General features: G+C 62.6%; 13 protein-coding genes. 7 read left to right on the top strand and 6 right to left on the bottom strand.

Going from position 1 to position 17,463, the window contains the following annotated elements; genetic code table 11:
- From phnC to LQ788_RS01295, 7 genes are all read left to right on the top strand, one after another.
- Positions 1 to 906 carry a phosphonate ABC transporter ATP-binding protein gene (gene phnC / locus LQ788_RS01325; RefSeq protein ID WP_231444528.1) on the top strand — a complete coding sequence of 302 codons (906 nt, stop codon included), beginning with the start codon at positions 1 to 3 and terminating at the stop codon, positions 904 to 906.
- Entirely contained in the window at positions 906 to 2,585 is a 1,680-nt protein-coding gene (gene phnE / locus LQ788_RS01320) for a phosphonate ABC transporter, permease protein PhnE (RefSeq protein ID WP_231444526.1), read from the top strand. The genes phnC and phnE overlap by 1 nt, the downstream gene beginning before the upstream one ends.
- Positions 2,586 to 2,697: 112 nt before the next feature.
- A complete protein-coding gene (locus tag LQ788_RS01315) occupies positions 2,698 to 3,405 on the top strand; it encodes a phosphonatase-like hydrolase (RefSeq protein WP_231444523.1) in 708 nt (235 codons plus the stop codon).
- Complete coding sequence (locus tag LQ788_RS01310; protein ID WP_231444522.1) at positions 3,402 to 4,520, top strand: alcohol dehydrogenase catalytic domain-containing protein; 1,119 nt, start codon at positions 3,402 to 3,404, stop codon at positions 4,518 to 4,520. The genes LQ788_RS01315 and LQ788_RS01310 overlap by 4 nt, the downstream gene beginning before the upstream one ends.
- A gap of 69 nt (positions 4,521 to 4,589) precedes the next feature.
- Entirely contained in the window at positions 4,590 to 5,468 is an 879-nt protein-coding gene (locus LQ788_RS01305) for a LysR family transcriptional regulator (protein WP_231444520.1), read from the top strand.
- 106 nt (positions 5,469 to 5,574) lie between these two features.
- Positions 5,575 to 6,522: a 5-dehydro-4-deoxyglucarate dehydratase gene (locus tag LQ788_RS01300; RefSeq protein WP_231444518.1), complete on the top strand. Its 948-nt coding sequence runs from the start codon at positions 5,575 to 5,577 to the stop codon at positions 6,520 to 6,522.
- A gap of 108 nt (positions 6,523 to 6,630) precedes the next feature.
- Complete coding sequence (locus LQ788_RS01295) at positions 6,631 to 8,778, top strand: aldehyde dehydrogenase family protein (RefSeq protein ID WP_317207057.1); 2,148 nt, start codon at positions 6,631 to 6,633, stop codon at positions 8,776 to 8,778.
- A 244-nt stretch (positions 8,779 to 9,022) separates the two neighbouring features.
- Here LQ788_RS01295 and LQ788_RS01285 read toward each other — a convergent pair whose 3' ends face one another.
- The 6 genes from LQ788_RS01285 to LQ788_RS01260 all read right to left on the bottom strand — a co-directional run bounded on the left by LQ788_RS01285 (position 9,023) and on the right by LQ788_RS01260 (position 17,460).
- On the bottom strand, positions 9,023 to 10,672 hold the full coding sequence (locus tag LQ788_RS01285; RefSeq protein ID WP_231444516.1) for a M24 family metallopeptidase: 1,650 nt from the start codon (positions 10,670 to 10,672) through the stop codon (positions 9,023 to 9,025).
- 80 nt (positions 10,673 to 10,752) lie between these two features.
- Positions 10,753 to 11,532: an ABC transporter ATP-binding protein gene (locus tag LQ788_RS01280; RefSeq protein WP_231444514.1), complete on the bottom strand. Its 780-nt coding sequence runs from the start codon at positions 11,530 to 11,532 to the stop codon at positions 10,753 to 10,755.
- Positions 11,533 to 11,545: 13 nt separating this feature from the next.
- Complete coding sequence (locus tag LQ788_RS01275; RefSeq protein WP_231444512.1) at positions 11,546 to 12,589, bottom strand: ABC transporter substrate-binding protein; 1,044 nt, start codon at positions 12,587 to 12,589, stop codon at positions 11,546 to 11,548.
- A complete protein-coding gene (locus tag LQ788_RS01270) occupies positions 12,586 to 13,473 on the bottom strand; it encodes an ABC transporter permease (protein ID WP_231444510.1) in 888 nt (295 codons plus the stop codon). The genes LQ788_RS01275 and LQ788_RS01270 overlap by 4 nt, the downstream gene beginning before the upstream one ends.
- A gap of 242 nt (positions 13,474 to 13,715) precedes the next feature.
- The gene (locus LQ788_RS01265) at positions 13,716 to 14,474 is read right to left on the bottom strand and encodes an HpcH/HpaI aldolase family protein (RefSeq protein ID WP_231444508.1); all 759 of its coding nucleotides are present in this window, start codon (positions 14,472 to 14,474) and stop codon (positions 13,716 to 13,718) included.
- Positions 14,475 to 14,550: 76 nt separating this feature from the next.
- Positions 14,551 to 17,460 carry an FAD-binding and (Fe-S)-binding domain-containing protein gene (locus tag LQ788_RS01260; protein WP_231444506.1) on the bottom strand — a complete coding sequence of 970 codons (2,910 nt, stop codon included), beginning with the start codon at positions 17,458 to 17,460 and terminating at the stop codon, positions 14,551 to 14,553.
- Positions 17,461 to 17,463 lie beyond the last annotated feature (3 nt).

The following is a 17,463-nucleotide window of genomic DNA, read 5'->3' as shown; positions in this document are numbered from 1 at the left end:
ATGAACAGCTATCGGACCACCAGCCACGACAAGACCACTGAACTCCAGCGAGAGATCGACGATATCTACTCAGTCCAGCTCGACCATGTGACCAAGGACTTCGGCGGCGGAGTCCTCGGACTCGACGACGTCAACGTCGGCTTCCGCACCGGTCGGGTCACCGTTCTGCTCGGCCTGTCGGGATCGGGAAAGTCGACGCTGCTGCGCCACATCAACGGCCTGCACTCACCCACCTCGGGCACGGTGCGTGTCCTGGGCCAGGACGTGAGCTCGGTGGGGAAACGAGGACTGCGGGAGCTGCGCCGGAACATCGGCGTGATCTTCCAGTCCTTCAACCTCGTCGGTCCGATGTCCGTGTTGGAGAATGTCTGCGCCGGGCAGCTCGGCTCGCTCAAGGGACCGCGCATCTCGCTGATGATGTATCCGAAGTCGGTGCGCCGCGAAGCCGTTGAGAAGCTCGACCGTGTCGGCTTGGCCGATCGTGCTTATCAGCGTGCGGACACTCTCTCCGGCGGTCAGCAGCAGCGCGTGGCCATCGCCCGGGCGCTCATGCAGCATCCGACGGTGCTGCTGGCCGATGAGCCGGTGGCCTCGCTCGATCCCGTCTCCGCGCTCGACGTGATCAACCTGCTGCGCCAGATCGCCGAGGAGGATGACCTCACCGTCATCGCCTCGCTCCACCAGGTTCAGCTCGCCATCGAGTTCGCCGATCGGATCATCGGCCTGCGCAGCGGCCAGGCGGTCCTCGATCGCACCACGCAGGGCCTCAGCGCCGAGGAGGCCTCGACGATCTATTCGAGTGTCTCCGGTATGGACATCTCCGCCGCCGAGGCTGGGGCAGGTTCCGCATCCACGTCGGCTACCGGATCCGTCCGCACCCCGATGTCGAGTGGTGTCACCCGCTGATGTCCAGGCTCACCGAGGCCCCACCTGAAGTTCGCGAGGCTCCAGCTCGTCCGCGTCCGGCCGGGCCCAGCATCGCCGCCGCGCTCGTCATGATCGCCTTGGTCGTCGGAGGTGCGTGGTCCGTCGGTGCGCTCGGCATCGATATTGCGACGATCGTCGATTCCTTCGATAAGGCGGTGAACTTCTTCGCCCGCATGTTCCCCCTCGACTTCCCACCTGTGGCAGAGACCCTCTCCCTGGTGTTCGAGACCTTGGCCATCGTCTTCCTGGCAACCCTCCTCTCGGTCGCATTGTCTGTTCCCGTGGCGCTGGCTGCGGCCAGACCGACTCGGTGGGGAGTCACCTCGCAGTGGGTCGCTCGCGCTCTGACCGTGCTGGCTCGGGCAGTCCCCGACCTGGTGCTTGCAATCATCTTCCTGCGCATGTTCGGGCTCGGAGCCACGGCCGGAATCATCGCCATGGGCATCCATTCGGTCGGCATGATCGCCAAGCTCTACGCCGACGCGATCGAGGAACTCGACGACGGCCCACGGGAATCCGTGGAGTCCCTCGGCGGCAGCCGCGCACAGCAGATCATGGCGGCCATTCCACAGACCCTTATGCCCCAGCTCATCGCAACGGCGCTGCACAGATTCGACATCAATCTGCGCACCTCGGTGCTGTTGGGCTATGTCGGCGTGGGCGGCATCGGACTGGCGATCGCCGATTCACTGCGGACCCTGGACTATCAGCGGGGCATGGCTCTCGCAGTGCTCGTCCTGCTGCTGTGCATCGGCCTCGAACTCGTCTCCGGCGCTATCCGCGCTGCGCTGATGAGGTCGGCCGGGCAGAGAATCACCGGCGGCACCTGGGTCGATCGTCTGCTCAACCGCGGCCGCGAGTCCGGCGTCAACGATCTCCACCTGACACCACCGTGGAGTTCGGCCCGGATCAGACGCTTCCTCTCAATCGCACTGATCGTGGTCTTCACTGTCGCGGCCCTGTGGCGCGTGGATGTGTCCTGGTCGGCACTCGCGCAGGGGATCTTCGACCTGCCGAAGACTTTGGCGCTGTTCTTCCCGCCATCGGCCGGCGGATCCATGTCCAACCTCTTCGAACAGCTGCTGGTGACGATCCAGATCTCGCTCGCGGCCACGCTCATCGGTGCTGTCCTCGCGATACCGATCGGCATCCTCGCCGCCCGCAATGCCGTGGCGAATGCCTATGTGCACCAGACGTTCAGGGTGATCATCGTGATCGTGCGCGGCATTCCCGAGCTCATCCTCGCGATCATCTTCGTCGTCATCTCCGGCCTGGGCGAGGTCGCCGGCACGCTGGCACTGTCGATCGGAGCGATCGGCCTGCTGTCGAAGCTCATCGCCGATTCGCTTGAGGAGACGGACACCCAGGTGCAGGAGGCTATGCGGGCCACCGGTGCCAGCGAGGCACAGGTGTTCTTCTCGGCCACACTGCGCCAGGCGGCACCGGCCTTCGTCGCCCACACCATGTACCTACTCGACAACAACATCCGCTCGGCCACACTCCTCGGAGTCGTCGGCGCCGGCGGCATCGGATTCCTGCTGCTCAACGCCTCGCGGGTCAACCAGTTCGATGTGGTCACCATGGTCCTCATCCTCATGGTCGCCGTCGTCCTCGCAGTCGAAGCACTGTCGATGTGGCTGCGTAAGGCCGTGCGCTGATGCTTAGCCATTCGCTGATGTCCAACCGTCAGTTGACACTCCTGCGCATTCACACACCCCGTTTCACATACCCGACACCACACACTCTGTCCCAGCTCAAAGGAGAAACAGCATGATTGAACTCGCCATCTTCGACATGGCCGGCACCACCATCGACGACCGAGACGAGGTCTACCGCGTTCTGCGCGAGGCCACGGAACGCGAAGGTGCGAACTACACGGACGAGGTGTTCCAGAAGTGGATGGGCACGGAGAAGAAGTGGGCGATCGAAAATCTGCTCCGCCTCGGCGGTATCGAGGTCGATGACGAACTCCATGAGAAGACCTGGGAATGGTTTCGACAGGAGCTGCGCCGCACCTACACCGACAATCCGCCGAAGCCGCTGCCCGGGATAGAGGAGGCGATGGCGACTCTGCGCGAGCAGGGCATCAAGGTCGCTCTGACGACCGGATTCGCTCGGGAGATCGCCGATCTCATCTTCTCCTCCATGGGATGGAAGCAGGGCGAGACCTTCGACGCCTCCTCCTGCGGCGACGAGGTCGAGGCCGGTCGGCCAGCACCCGACATGATCGAGACGGTCATGAAGGAACTCGGCGTCGAGGACACGGCCGCGGTCGTCAGCGTCGGCGACACCTCGGCGGATGTGCAGTCGGCACTGCGCGCCGAAGTCACCTCGGTGGGTGTGCTCACCGGCCACCTGAGTCGGAAGGACTTCGCTTCCGAAGGTGCCCACCTGGTGCTCGATTCCGTTGCGGGGCTTCCCGATGCTCTGGCCGACTTGCCAGCCTCGGATGCAACCTCGACTGCGGTGAACCAGTGACGGCGGAGGTTCAAACGCAGGCTCAAGCACCGTCACCGGTTCAGGCTTCCCCGGCCGACACCTCGGCGGATGCGGTGGCCTCGTTCGATGCTGGAGTCTTCGCGGACACGGTCGAAGCCGTCGTCTGGCTCGGCGGGGATCAGTTCGAGACCCGGTCCTTCGACCGTCCTGAACTGGCCGAGGGTGAGAGCCTCATTCGCCTGACCACCGCCACCGTCTGCGGCTCGGATCGTCACACCGTGCGCGGGCGTCGCCCCGGAGCATGCCCCTCCGTGCTCGGGCACGAGGGCGTCGGCGTGGTCGAGGATTCGCGGGCTGGGCTCCTACTCGGCCAACGCGTGGTCTTCTCGGTCACCTCGGTGTGTGGGAACTGCGAGAACTGCCGACGCGGGCTCAGCGCAAAATGTCAGTCGGTGGCCAAGGTCGGGCACGAATCCACCGGCAGCGGGTGGGCATTGTCCGGCACCTACGCCTCCCACATCTACTTGCCAGCCGGCGTGGCAGTCGTTCCGGTACCGGATTCGGTGCCAGACGCCGTGGCCGCCACAGCAGGGTGCGCCGTCGCCACCGTCATGGCGATGCTCGAGGCCGCCGGTGACTTGCGAGGCCGTCGAGTCTTCGTCAACGGACTCGGGATGCTGGGTCTCACCGCGGTGGCAGCCACCCAGTCCCGCGATGCCGCCGAGGTCCTCGCCTTCGATCCGACGCCGCAGCGCCAGGATCTTGCCCTGTTCACCGGGGCGAGCACGATCCTGGAAGAGGAGATGCCGACAGACGTCGACGTCGCCCTCGAGCTCTCCGGCACCACCGCTGGCGTGGAGACCTGCGTGGCCAGCCTGGGAATCGGCGGCACCGCAGTTCTCGCCGGAAGCGTGAGTCCTGGACCCAACATCGAGATCAATCCCGAACAGCTCGTGCGAGGGTGGCGCACCATCACCGGTGTGCACAATTTCGAGCCCCACCACCTGCAGGAAGCCGTGGACTTCCTGGCCGCAGACGGCGGGAATATGCCGTGGGAGAGCATCCTCGGCGGCCCGATCGGACTGTCAGACCTGGCACAGGAATTCGCCGAGCCCAGCAAAGGATTGCGGACGGTCGTCGATATCGAGGGGTGAGGGGGCTTCGGTGGCGGATACACTGCAGAACAGCAGCGGCACGAGACCCCGATAGAAATCGAGCGAGCAATGCAGTTCACCCTGGCACAGATCACCGGCTTCATCGCGGTGGCCGAAAATCTCCACTTCGGACGCGCCGCGGAGGAACTCAATATGACTCAGCCGCCGCTAAGTCGGCAGATCCAGAAGCTTGAGAAGTCGATCGGTGTCCACCTCTTCGAGCGCAACAACCGCACGGTGACTCTGACTCCGGCGGGCGAGGCATTTCTGGCGGAGGCCTATGGTCTGCTCGCATCGGTCGAACGCGCACCACGACGTGCCCAGAAGATCGCCGAGGGGTCCTGGGGGCAGATCACCATCGGCTGCACCGCGGTTTCGACCTTTGGGGTCCTCGGTGACTTGGTCTCGACGCTGGCGGAGCGGCTTCCGGGAGTCAGCGTCGAGATCGCGGAAATGGTCACAGCTGAACAGATCAAAGCCCTCTCGGAAGGTCGGATCGACATCGGTCTCGGCCGCGCAGGCAGAATCCCAGAGACCATCGGTGCCGCTCTCGTACTATCCGAACAACTGGTACTCGCGGTTCCCTCGGACCACGAGTTCGCTGCTCTCGATTCGGTCGGCACGAAGGACATCTCCGGGCAGAGACTGCTCATGCACGATGCCACGAAGGCTCGCTACTTCTACGACCTCACAGTGCGCTACATCGACGTCGAAGCCAACGAGGTCGCCCATTCCCTCAGTCAGATTCTCACCATCGTCAACCTCGTCGCCGCAGGCCGAGGCATTGCTGTCGTATCTGAATCCGCTGCACGTCTCGGTGTGGATGGGGTGACATACGTGCCGTTGCGGGGTGCCCCAATCGACATCGTCGAACTGCATGCCATCTGGAATCCGCAGTCACGCAATCCAGCTCTGAAGGAAGTTCTCAATCTCATTCAGGCAACATGAGAGCGATACCCCTAGAGCATCAAAGCATATATAAATAATCTTGGACAGGAATCACTCGACGTTCCTACAGTGGAGTCATCATCCCGACTAACAAGGACGTCATTCCGTGGCCAACTACCTGCCCCAAGAACTTGCCGACCGCCTCAAGGACGGCCTGCTCTCCTTCCCCGCAACCGCATTCAATACAGACCTGACGATCAACGCCGAAGCATATTCGGATCACATCGCCTGGCAGTCAAGCTTCGACGTCGCGGGACTCTTCGCCGCTGGCGGCACCGGTGAGGGATTCAGCCTCACTCCCCCGGAGGCGAAAGACGTAGTCAGCCTGGCCGTCTCAACCTCCCGTCCTGAAGTGCCGGTACTCGCTTCAGCGGGTGGAGCCACCGCTCACGCAGTGCAGAATGCGATCGATGCCGAGGCGGTTGGTGCCGAAGGTCTTCTCGTCCTCCCGCCGTACCTCACCGAGTGCAGCCAGGACGGCCTCTTCGAACACGTCTCAGCCATCTGCGCGGCCACCAAGACCGGTGTCATCGTCTACAACCGGGCCAACGCGATCTACTCACCCGAAACGGTCGAGCGCCTCGCTGACACCCACGAGAACTTCATCGGGTTCAAGGATGCCCTCGGTGACATCGAACAGCTCACCAAGGTCTACGCTCGCACTGGTGAACGCCTCTTCTACCTCGGCGGCCTTCCCACTGCAGAGGTCTATGCCTTGCCCCTGCTCCAGTTGGGAATGAGCACCTACTCGTCGGCGATGTTCAACTTCGCGCCCGAGTTCGCTCTCGACTTCTACTCCGCGGTCCGCCGACAGGATCGCGCCGCAGTCACCGAGAAGCTCAATTCCTTCGTGCTTCCCTACTCCCAGATCCGAGATCGAGTCGCCGGTTATGGAGTCTCGATCGTCAAGGGCGGTCTCAAAGTCATCGGTCGCGACTGCGGTCCGGTCCGTCCTCCGCTCCAGAACCTCACACAGGCAGACCTGCAGGATCTGGAACAGGTCATGGCAGCAGCTGGCATCCGACTCGATCGCACAACCAACGCGGTCGCCTGATCTGCATATTCGCGCAGGCGCCACCGATACAGCAGCTAACCCAGAGATCGGCGCCGATCGGCATGAGCCGGTCGGCGCCGACATCGCTACCAGGAACAGAGGTCACTCATGACGACACAGCTCACCGACACGACAACCGCCACGGGCGTCGAATCATCACGCTCGAGTCTCTCCGGCTCATCGATCATCGCCGGCACGACCACACCAGGGCAGGGCGGCACCGCACACGCCGTCAATCCCGCGACAGGCGAGGAGCTGGAGCCCGCATTCACCCTGCTGACCGAGGAACAGGTTTCCACGGCCATCGCTGAGGCACAGTCTGCGTTCGCGTCCTATCGCAGAATCTCGCCGACGCTGCGGGCGAAGTTCCTCGAAGACATCGCCGCGAACATCGAAGCCGATGCAGGGCGCATCGTCGAACGAGCTGGGCAGGAGACAGGTCTTCCCGCAGGGCGCCTGAACGGAGAGATCACCAGAACCGCCAACCAGCTGCGTCTGTTCGCCTCGGTCGTCGTCCTCGGAGATGCCCACGGAGCACGCATCGATCCCGCGCTCCCCGATCGCTCACCACTGCCGCGCCCTGATATTCGCCAGCGCCAAGTGCCGCTGGGGCCCGTAGCGGTCTTCGGCGCCAGCAACTTCCCACTTGCCTTTTCAACAGCAGGCGGGGACACTGCTTCGGCGCTGGCCGCAGGCTGCTCGGTCGTCGTCAAGGCACACAACGCTCACCCCGGCACAAATGAGCTGGTCGGGGCCGCCATCACCCGCGCCATTGCGGACAATGACCTCCACCCCGGTGTCTTCTCGCTCGTCTACGGCCCCGGCGCGCAGGTGGGACAACAGCTGGCTGCCGATCCCCGGATCGCTGCCGTCGGCTTCACAGGTTCTAGGACCGCCGGACTGTCGCTGTCCGCCACCGCCGCGGCTCGCCCGGTGCCGATCCCCGTCTTTGCCGAGATGAGCTCGATCAACCCTGTCTTCGTGCTCCCGGGCGCCATCTCAGATGACGTCGCCGAGGTGTCCCGAGGCTTCTTCACTGCCGTGACAGGGTCCTCAGGACAGTTGTGCACCTCCCCCGGCCTCCTGTTCATCCCCACGGGTGAACGCGGCGATGAACTGGAAGCGCGCATCGCGAAGGATTTCAACGATGCCGCCGGTCAGACCATGCTCACTCCGGCTATCGCCGACTCATGGCAGCACGGCGTTGACCAGCTTGCGGCTCAGTCTGGCGTCTCAGCACTCGCACAAGGTCGTACCGGGGACACCGCTAACGCACCGGGACCGCGCGTCTTCACGATCTCGGTCACTGACTTCTCTTCGAACGCAGAACTGCAGAACGAGATCTTCGGGTCGGCCGCTCTCATTGTGCGCTACGACTCCTCCGACCAACTGCTCGACGTGGTCTGGGCTCTAGAGGGGCAGCTGACCGCGACTCTGCAGATGAGTGACCAGGACATCGACATCGCGAACGCCCTGGTGCAGGAGCTCGAGCTCACCGTCGGCCGCATCATCGTCAACGGCTGGCCGACTGGTGTCGAAGTCGGCCACGCGATGATCCACGGGGGCCCCTTCCCTGCGACTTCGGCTCCCCAGACCACCTCGGTGGGTGCCACCGCGATCGATCGCTTCCTTCGACCTGTTGCTTACCAGAACATCCCCGATGCGATTCTGCCATCAGCTCTCCAAGCGTCGAATCCCTGGAGCATCGGTCGCACCATCGATGGCAAGTACATCGCGGGGACGGTCGGGGATCGACGAGAGGACACTCCTGCGAACACTGTGAGAGAGTCGATCTCTGACGGAGTGCGTCGTCGCCTCGGCGATCTCGGTTTCGACCTTCCCGAGGCGAATCCTGCCAGCTACAGCTACAAGACAGTCACTGTCGCGGGGCATCTCGCCTTCGTTTCGGGACAGATCGCCAAGCAGGGCGGGGTGGTCCCAGTCCAAGGCGTCGTCGGTGATGACCTGAGTGTCGAGGACGGTATCGCCGCTGCTCAGCTGTGTGCGGTCAACCTCATCGCTCAGCTGGAGACCAACCTCGGTCTTGAGAACGTCGAGAGCATCGCCAAACTCAACGTCTATGTGGCCAGCCCAGCCCACTTCAGCAAGCATCCGATCGTCGCAGAGGGCGCATCTAAGCTCCTCGTCGACGCGCTGGGTGAAGTCGGTCGGCATGCACGGACCGCGCTGGGAGTTCCCCGCCTCCCGGCGAACTCCCCGGTCGAAATCGAAGCAGTCGTCAACCTCAAGGGCTGATCTGCATTGAGCACCAGCTGATCAGCACTCATGCTGCCAGCGCACCAGTGAAGCGGTCCGGTCGATGTGTCGACCGGACCGCTTCATCATTCACCTGCGCCTGCGCCTGCGCCTGCGACGACTGTCATCGCCGTCCCGCACGATCTTTTCAACTGAACGCTTTCAGGGCGGGCGCTCCAGTGTGGAGCGCCCGCCCTGAATGCTTCTCACCACGCGTATTCTGCCTACGCGCGGCCCGTCAGCTTCAGCGCTTCGAGAGGATGTATGTCCGATCGTTGCCGACGTACCAGAGGTCCTCTGTGCCGATCGCGACGTTTCCGTAGCGCCAGGGAATCTCCGCCGCTCCGAAGGATCCGACTTGCAGCACATGCTTGTACCCGGGCCGCAGTTCGTTGGCGAACGATTCCTGCTTGCCCATGAGGTGCCCGACGTTGCGCTTGCGGTATTCCGTGTTGAAGTCCACGTCCTCTCCAAGCATGCCGATCTCAATCATCCGCTCGAGGTGAGGCGCGAGGTAGTCCAATGTCCCTTCGTGGACGTCTTCGCAGACCACTCCAGGCTTCAGCTGACCGATGATGCCCTTACGGACAACATCGAAGAAGAACTCATAAGCCCGTTTCGCACCCTCGGTGCGAGGCAGCGAGCGTGCCATGTCAGATGTCGCCACGGTAATGTCGTCGAAGGTGATGCGGACACCGGCGTCGAGCTGGATGCACGTGGTTTCGTCGTTGATCGGGTAATCGACCGGGGGCCCGGGGAAGAGCATCCGGTTCGAGGAGTGCAGATTCGTGAAATAGGGCTCGATCGCGAAGGGTATTGCATTATCCGTCCTGAATTCGACGATCTTATCGACGTAACGTGCGTAGATGTCGAGTTCGGTGAATTCTTCGCCGGCTGCCAAAGAGTCGGTGGCCCAACTCAGCGCTTCCTCGATGGCGAAGACGCTGCATCTGGCAGCAACGATTTGGAATCCCAGATCTTCGTGGTCGCGGATGTCTCGCCAGTGTCCGAGCGGGGTCGACAGCTCGCTCACGTTGGCGCCTTCGGATTCCAGTTCGAGCAGCAGTCCGGTCGGGATCCATTCTTCTTCCACCCCGATATGTGTGCCGTGTGCAAGCGCCACGGCCCCGGCACCGTATCCGGCGAACCGACCAACCGGAGTCCCTCCCACTCCGTGAACGGTTTCGGGTGCGAGCACATAGAGCTTTTCATCGCGTGCAGACCAGAGGGCCAGCTGGTCCCCGCCCTGCCGAGCCCCGACGAGCTCGCTGAAGTTCGGGGGCGCGGAGATGAGGACGGCATCAAGCCCCTCGTCCTTCGCCAGAGACTGCAATGCCGTATAGCGGGTATCGGTATCCGACTGGATCTCCTTGTCGAGGCCCGAGAGATGGTCGACGTCCTGAATGAGCCTCTTGGCGGTCTCGGCTCCGAGTCTGCGCCACTGTGCGAACCGTTCGAGCACAGCCTCGGTGTCAACCTCGTAGGCAACGACCGGAGTGGTCGGCTGTTTGTCGGCAACAACATCGAGGCTCTCCGACAGGGCTGAGTAGTGCTTCATGACGACATCAGATGCGAGACCGATCTGTTCGCCATCAGCCAGCTCGCCCACCAGGGTTGTCAGCGATGCAGACGCTGGGGTGTCGGCGACGATCCGCGGATCGATCGTCACCCATGGCGCGTAGAACCTCATTCGGTCTTTCGGCACACCGGCGGACAGGGCGTTTCCCTGCTCCTGCTGACGTACGAGCAGCACCTCACCCTCGGCCGTATCAGCGACGATCGGTGCGACCAAGGGACTCGAATCCAGACGAATCGCAGAGAACAGCAGACTTTTCTGGGCATCCAATCCGAAGGAATCAGCCAGGCGTGTCTTGTCTGTTGTCAGTTTGATCATTGCGTTTTCAACTCCATATTTGCTTCGTGAGACCTGTTCGCCTCGTGTGGTGTGTTCATCGGGCTGAGTCGACGTTCCGCTCAGCTGATTCCTGCCGTCACTCCGATGTGTGATTCGATCTCTGCCACGTATCTGGCGAAATTGTCGGAGAATTTGTGTTCCTTCGCACGGGGGCGTTCTATGTCGACCTTGACGTCGGCGACAATTCGCCCAGGACGGTCACCGACGACAACGACACGGTCAGCCAGCCACACGGCTTCGGAGATGCTGTGGGTGACGAAGAGGACGCTGCAGCCGGTGCGGCGCCAGATTCTCTGGATCTCGAAGTTCATAGAATCGCGTGTCATGGCGTCGAGCGCACCGAAGGGCTCATCCATGAGAAGGATCTCCGGACGCGACACCAGTGCACGGCAGATGGCGACTCGCTGCTGCATACCCCCACTGAGTTCATAGGAATACCGAGTCGCCTTCTCCCCAAGTCCGACCATGTGCAGCAGCTCCATTGCGTGGTCCTTGGACTCCGGAGTGACTGCATCGCGGAATTCGAGAGGCAACAGCACGTTGTCGAGGTTGTTGCGCCACGGCAGTAGGACAGGGCTCTGGAACACCATGCCGATGTCTTTGAGTGCCGCGCTGATCTCGCGGCCGCGGATGAGGATCTCTCCCTCCGACGCTTCTTGGAGCCCGGAGATCGTATTGAGCAGCGTGGTCTTTCCACTGCCGGATTGCCCGACGATTGAGACGAATTCTCCCGGGTTGACGTGGAAGTCGAGTCCCTTGAGGACCACATTCTCCTGGCCGTCTCGAGAGGTGTATGTCTTGCCGACGTTGTTGACTGAAATGGCGTAATCAGTGGTCATGGTCGTTCTCCATTCACTTGGTGGGGGCCGCGACGTCTTCGTCGTGGCGAATCGGATCGATGTAGTCATTCGAATAGATGTCATCAACTGTGATCTCGGACGAATCTTCGAGGCCCAGGAAGTCGGTGGCCACGGTGAGCATCTGCTCCACACCTTTGTCGCTCATCGTGCCGAACTGATCATCGGCATCTCCGGTGGCCCAGTTCAGTTCGCATTGAGATTTGAGCGCATAGGTCACAGTATCTGCTTCATAACCCTGGACTTCCTTCGTGAAGTCCTCGGCCGTCTGATCGGGATTCGCACATGCCCACAGGAATCCTTTCTGCATGGCCCTGTTGAACCTCTTGACTCGGTCAGGGTCGTTGGCGAGAGCCTCGTCTGAGACCACGATTCCATTGCCATAGAGATCTATTCCGACATCGGACCACTTGAGTATGTTCGCCTTCTCACCGAGTGCCATCAGCGCCGGCTCATCCGAGACGTAGAGAGCAAGGTTCGCATCCCATCGGTCTGCCAGGAGTCCGGGTATCTTCGATTCACCTGTCGCGTGGACGACGTTGACGTCTTCCTCTTTGAGTCCGCTTCGTTCGATCGCGAGCGGCCACATGGCTGTCATGGCTCCGGCGCCTTCGGTGGCGACGGTTTTGCCCTTCATATCTTCCCAGGACTCAATGCCTGAACTTTCGAGCGCGATCGTTGCATAGGCCGAGCGTGCTTGGAGCAGGTTCACCTGTTTGACGTGCGCTCCTTTGCCCTGGCTGAGGATTGTGGCACCGAAGTCGGCCCACCCGGCATCGACTCGACCCGTTTCGACCGAGGTCACCGTGTTCGTCGAACCCGACCCTGGCATAAGAGCAACGTCGAAGCCTTCTTCCTCAAAGAACCCCTCCGCCTCGGCGGCGAAAAATGGTGCGTGCTTGGGCAGGTAGGCGACATCGACCATGAGGTTGAAGTCGTCGAGACCGTCCTCGGGTGCGCATCCTGCCAGACCGACAACGGAAAGGAGAAGCGGAGCGACGAGAAGTTTCTTCATGATGTGCATAGCGCTGCCTCTCATTTCGTGTAGTTCTTCCACGGCAGCAGCTTCTTCGATACAAGGTCGAGGATGAAGAAGAGCAGAAGCGCGATGGCTGCGAGAACGATGAATGCCGCGAACATGGACGGCAGGTCCACCTGCGCATTGGCGAGGAGAATGACATAGCCGAGCCCCTTGGATCCCGCGATGAACTCGCCGACGACGGCACCGCCGACCGCCAGGGAGATCGAGATCTTGGCTCCCGTGAAAATCGACGGAAGCGCATAGATGAAGTCGATCTTCATCATCTTCTTCAGCTTTGACGCACGGTTGATGCGCGCCAGGTCTCGCAGCTCATGCGGAACGGAGTTCAAACCGTCGAACGTGTTGATGACGAGGGGGAAGAACGCGATGGCCATTGCTACAAAGGCCTTCGATTCGAAGCCGAACCCAAACCACACGATGAACAGCGGTGCCAAGGCAACCTTAGGGATCGTATCGATGGCGATGAGTGCCGGGTAGAGGAAGGGCCGGAGGAACGCGGCGTAGTAGAGCATCGCTCCGCAGAGCACGCCCAGGGCGGTTCCGAGCGCAAAACCTGCCAAGCCCTCTTGCAAGGTGGTGAGAGCGTTGACGGCGAAATAGCCAGGATTAGTGAACAGTTCTTCAAACGCAGAGATAGGGCCGACGAGCAGATACTTCGGGAAATCGAAGATGACGACCATGAGTTCCCACAGCGCGAACAACGCGACAAGCCCGACAACGGCTTTGATGCCTGCGGAAACTGACTCAGATTTGATCAGCGATGGCTTCGGCCGCTTCGGCGGCTTCACTGGCGGCGAGTCGGCCTCCACGGGTTGAACTGCATCGGCTTCGATGCGAGGTGTGGTGGTCATCGGCGATCCCTCCATTGGGTTCTGGTCCATGAACAAAGTTGGCAATGCGTAGGTGACGTGGAACAACTGTGGTGCGTTCCAGTATTCGTGAATTAGTGATGCCTGTCCAAGATTGTTTTCGCATGTTTCAATACCCTGTAGGAATCACTACATATTGACTTCTCACCACGACTGCCGACTGCTTCATTGCCGAAACAGAGGGCCGGGGATCTCGAACTTTTCCTCGAGATCCCCGGCCCTCTGCTGACGTTAGGCATGAGACGTCACTGTGTTCAGCCTCGCGCCGTCGCCAGGTCCTCCCGGAACGCGCGCCCAGCGGCACCGATGTCCCCCGCCGAGGTGATGAAGCGGAATCCCAGTTCCTTCCGAGCCTTGGCTTCCGCACCGTCACCACAGTGGATACCGGGAACGATGCCGGCTTTGTCAGCTGCCGTGCGGATCCGCACGAGCGCCTCGGCGTGGGCGTCATTGGGCTGACCGGGCAGCGCGTCGACGGCGAAAGCGAGGTCGGCGGGACCGACGTACACACCGTCGATGCCTGGGACTTCGCAGATATTCTCGACGTTGGCCAGACCCTCCTTGTTCTCGATCATCACGAACAAGAGCGGACGCTCGTCTCGGGTGTCTTGGACCGCGTTGTGCATGAGTTCGGCGGTCGGGCCCCAGGAACGGTCGCCGCCGCGGCTCGGGTAGTCGAGTGCGGAAACGGCAGCTTCCGCCTCGGCGACGTTGGACACGAGCGGCACGATGACGGCTTCGACGCCGGCGTCGGCGAGCATGCCGATCTCGGTGAAGCGGTTTGCTGAGACCCTTGCGGTGACCAGGGCAGATCCACTGGCCCGGATGGCATCGCTCAGGCGCAGAACGTCAGTCGGACGAGTGAAGCCGTGCTGCATGTCAAGGCACACATAGTCATACCCTGCGGCCGAGCCGATCTTCGCCAGCTCCTGGCTCGTCGACATCATCCACAGTCCATTGTAGATCTCTCCGGCGGCGAGGCGAGCGCGATGCGTTTCCAATGCTTGAGTCATATGTGCATCGAATCACACGCGGCTCGCTGATGCCAGGGATGCCCGGCATCCGGATGAACGCCGGGCTGCCTCAGATTCAGGCCTGATCCACGAGCTCGTCGAGGGCTTCAAGGATGTGGCGATAGGGCTTCCCCGTCGCCCGGGTCATCCCGATCTCACACGTTCTGTTCGTCGACGCGTGAATGTCCGCGCCGATCGATTCGACCTCGGCAGCCTCGTCCTTCGTCGCCGAGGCGGTGAGCTCAGGATGGAGCATTCCCCGATCCCCCGCGAAGGCACAGCAGCCCCAGGAATCGGGCACGCTGACCTCCTCTGCGATGGACCCGGCGAGCGCGCTCAGGTCCTCGTTGATTCCCAGCTGGGTCGACGAGCATGTGGGGTGGAGGGTGATCGAGGCCAGACGGTGTCCGGTCGAGACCACGCCCCGATCCTGCAGTGCAGGGAGCAGAGTCTGCGTGGCGAAGGCCACAGCGTCGATGATCTCGAAATCCTCCGTTGCGTCACCCCTGTCCGTCGCGTCGGCCCCGTCGTTCGCGCCGCCCTCGTCGGTCGACTCCGTCGCGTCACCGAGAAGTACGCGCAGCCCCTCTGTGCAGGAGGACGCGTCACAGACGATGGGGATTCGTCCGCCGTCGGTGGCCGCCCACAGCTCTCTGCGCACATACTTGCGCATCGTGGCATATCCCTCGGCCATCCCCTTCGACTTCCACGGGGTGCCGCAGCACAGAGAGGGAATGCCCCGCGGAGTGCGCAGCGAGATCCCGGCTCGTTCGCACAGGCGGCGGAAGGCACCGGCCACCCCATCTCCGCTGCCACCGTCTTCTGGTCCGAACATCGTGTTCGTGCAGCTGGAGAACCACACGACATCCGGATTCGACGCCGAGACAGCCACACGTTTGGAACCCCCGGCCGGCAGATCAGCAGAGTAGCTGGGCACGGTGTCATCACCCAAGATCTTGCGACCGATTCCCGTGGCCGCTGCGGACACCTGCGTGGGCATCGCCTTCGCGGAGCTCAATGCCACTCCCCCGGCCGAGCTGGCCAGCCCCCACGCCTTGGCGGCAGCGTTCCAGCCGGCTTCTTCGATCGTGTTCGTGTTCTCCTGGCGCAGCCTGCGCACGAGGTCTCCGGTGTTGATGAAGACCGGGCACGCCGTCTGGCACATGCCGTCGACGGCACAGGTCTCAATCCCGTCGTAATCGTACTCACTGCGCAGCGTCCGGGTCAGCTCTTCGTCCCCTGCCGCCTCGGCGCGGGCGACTTCGCGTCGCAGAACGATGCGTTCGCGCGGAGTCAAGGTGAGGTCGCGGCTCGGGCACACAGGTTCGCAATATCCGCATTCGACGCAGCGGTCGACCTCCGCCTCTGTGGTCGGGGTGGTCTTGAGATCGCGCAGATGCGCCTTCGGATCATCGCTGAGCAGGACACCCGGGTTGAGCAGAGACTGCGGATCGACCAGTGCCTTGACCCGCTTCATCACGGCATAGAGATCGTCACCGACCTGACGCCTGACGAATGGGGCCATGATCCGCCCCGTGCCGTGTTCGGCCTTGAGCGTTCCCCCGCGGGAGAGGACGAGGTCGACCATCTTCTCGGTGAATGCTTCGTATCGGTCGAGGTCGAAGTCCTCGCCGCCGGTTCCACTCCCGAATTCCTCGGTGATCATGAAGTGGATGTTGCCGTCCTTCGCGTGCCCGAAGATCACGGCATCGGCGTAGTCGTATTGGTCGAACAGCTCGCTCAACCCAGTGCAGGTCTCGCCGAGGCGATCGACCGGGACAGCGATGTCCTCGAGCAGTGCCGCGGTCCCTGAAGGACGGTTGCCGGCGACGGCTGTGAACAGGCCCTTGCGAGTGTGCCACAGAGCAGATCGCCGTCGCGGGTCGACCGTGAGCTCGGCTGGTCGGCTCAATGAGAATGCTTCGAAGACAGGCAACGCCGTCGACACTGCCCGGCCGAGGCCTTCCTTCGTCTCCTCCTGGAATTCCACGAGCAGGGCGCAGTGGGCGTCCACGTCGAGATCCCGGATCTCCTCCGGGCACTTCTCGTCGCGTTGGGCGACCCGCAGACTCGTGGCATCGAGGAGTTCGACCGTGGCAGCGCCCGTAGCGATGATCTCCGGGAGCACCGAGGTGGCCGCGGGCAGATCGTCGAAGACGAGCAGTCCTGTCGAGGCGTGGGCCAGCAGCGGCACGGTGAGGAAGGTCGCCTCGGCGACGAAGGCGAGAGTCCCCTCGCTGCCGATGACGAGATGTTCGAGGATGCGCACCGGGTCATCGTGGTCGATGAACGAGTTGAGGCCGTATCCCATGGTGTTCTTGATGGAGTGGAGCCGGGTGATCGTCTCGACCGCCTCGGCGTCGGTCCGGATCCGATCTCGGAGCTCAAGCAGACCCGCGTGGAGAACTGGCTCTCGTGTCCGCAGCTGTTCATCAGCGTCCGTCGCCGAGGTGTCCAGCACGGTTCCACTGGGAAGAACGAGAACTGCCGAGTCAAGCGTCCGATAGGTGTTCGCTTCGATCCCGCAGGCCATGCCCGAGGAGTTGTTGGCAACGACCCCGCCGATGGTGCAGGCCACCTCACTGGCCGGGTCGGGACCGAGTTTGCGCCCGTGCCGCAGCAGTCGCGCATTCACAGCCCTGACCACGGCCCCGGGCCCGCAGCGGACCCGGGCACCGTCGTCGAGGACGTCGATAGCCCTGAAATGCCTTCGCGTGTCGACGAGCACCGCATCCGAGACGGACTGCCCGGACAGACTGGTTCCACCGGAGCGGAAGGTCATCGGCACCCCACTGCGCCGTGAGGCCGAGAACAGTGCCGCCACCTCCTCGCGGCTGCGGGGCTTCACCACAGCCTGCGGTGTCAGCAGGTAGTGGGAAGCATCATGTGCCGCGGCCAGACGGTCGCTGGCACGAGCACCGACCTCATCGACTGCGGCCCGCAATTGGTCGATGAGTCCCGTGTCGACAGGAGAAAGCAGGGACATGTG

It is taken from the genome of Brevibacterium zhoupengii (genome assembly GCF_021117425.1).
Lineage (GTDB): Bacteria > Actinomycetota > Actinomycetes > Actinomycetales > Brevibacteriaceae > Brevibacterium > Brevibacterium zhoupengii.
This window is presented reverse-complemented; position numbering and strand designations above follow the sequence as displayed.

Excerpts from the sequence above, each read along its gene's own strand:
- phnC (WP_231444528.1), top strand. The coding sequence starts at position 1 with ATGAACAGCTATCGGACCACCAGCCACGACAAGACCACTGAACTCCAG.
- phnE (WP_231444526.1), top strand. The coding sequence starts at position 906 with ATGTCCAGGCTCACCGAGGCCCCACCTGAAGTTCGCGAGGCTCCAGCT.
- LQ788_RS01315 (WP_231444523.1), top strand. The coding sequence starts at position 2,698 with ATGATTGAACTCGCCATCTTCGACATGGCCGGCACCACCATCGACGAC.
- LQ788_RS01305 (WP_231444520.1), top strand. The coding sequence starts at position 4,590 with ATGCAGTTCACCCTGGCACAGATCACCGGCTTCATCGCGGTGGCCGAA.
- LQ788_RS01295 (WP_317207057.1), top strand. The coding sequence starts at position 6,631 with ATGACGACACAGCTCACCGACACGACAACCGCCACGGGCGTCGAATCA.
- LQ788_RS01285 (WP_231444516.1), bottom strand. The coding sequence starts at position 10,672 with ATGATCAAACTGACAACAGACAAGACACGCCTGGCTGATTCCTTCGGA.
- LQ788_RS01280 (WP_231444514.1), bottom strand. The coding sequence starts at position 11,532 with ATGACCACTGATTACGCCATTTCAGTCAACAACGTCGGCAAGACATAC.
- LQ788_RS01275 (WP_231444512.1), bottom strand. The coding sequence starts at position 12,589 with ATGAGAGGCAGCGCTATGCACATCATGAAGAAACTTCTCGTCGCTCCG.
- LQ788_RS01270 (WP_231444510.1), bottom strand. The coding sequence starts at position 13,473 with ATGGACCAGAACCCAATGGAGGGATCGCCGATGACCACCACACCTCGC.
- LQ788_RS01265 (WP_231444508.1), bottom strand. The coding sequence starts at position 14,474 with ATGACTCAAGCATTGGAAACGCATCGCGCTCGCCTCGCCGCCGGAGAG.
- LQ788_RS01260 (WP_231444506.1), bottom strand. The coding sequence starts at position 17,460 with ATGTCCCTGCTTTCTCCTGTCGACACGGGACTCATCGACCAATTGCGG.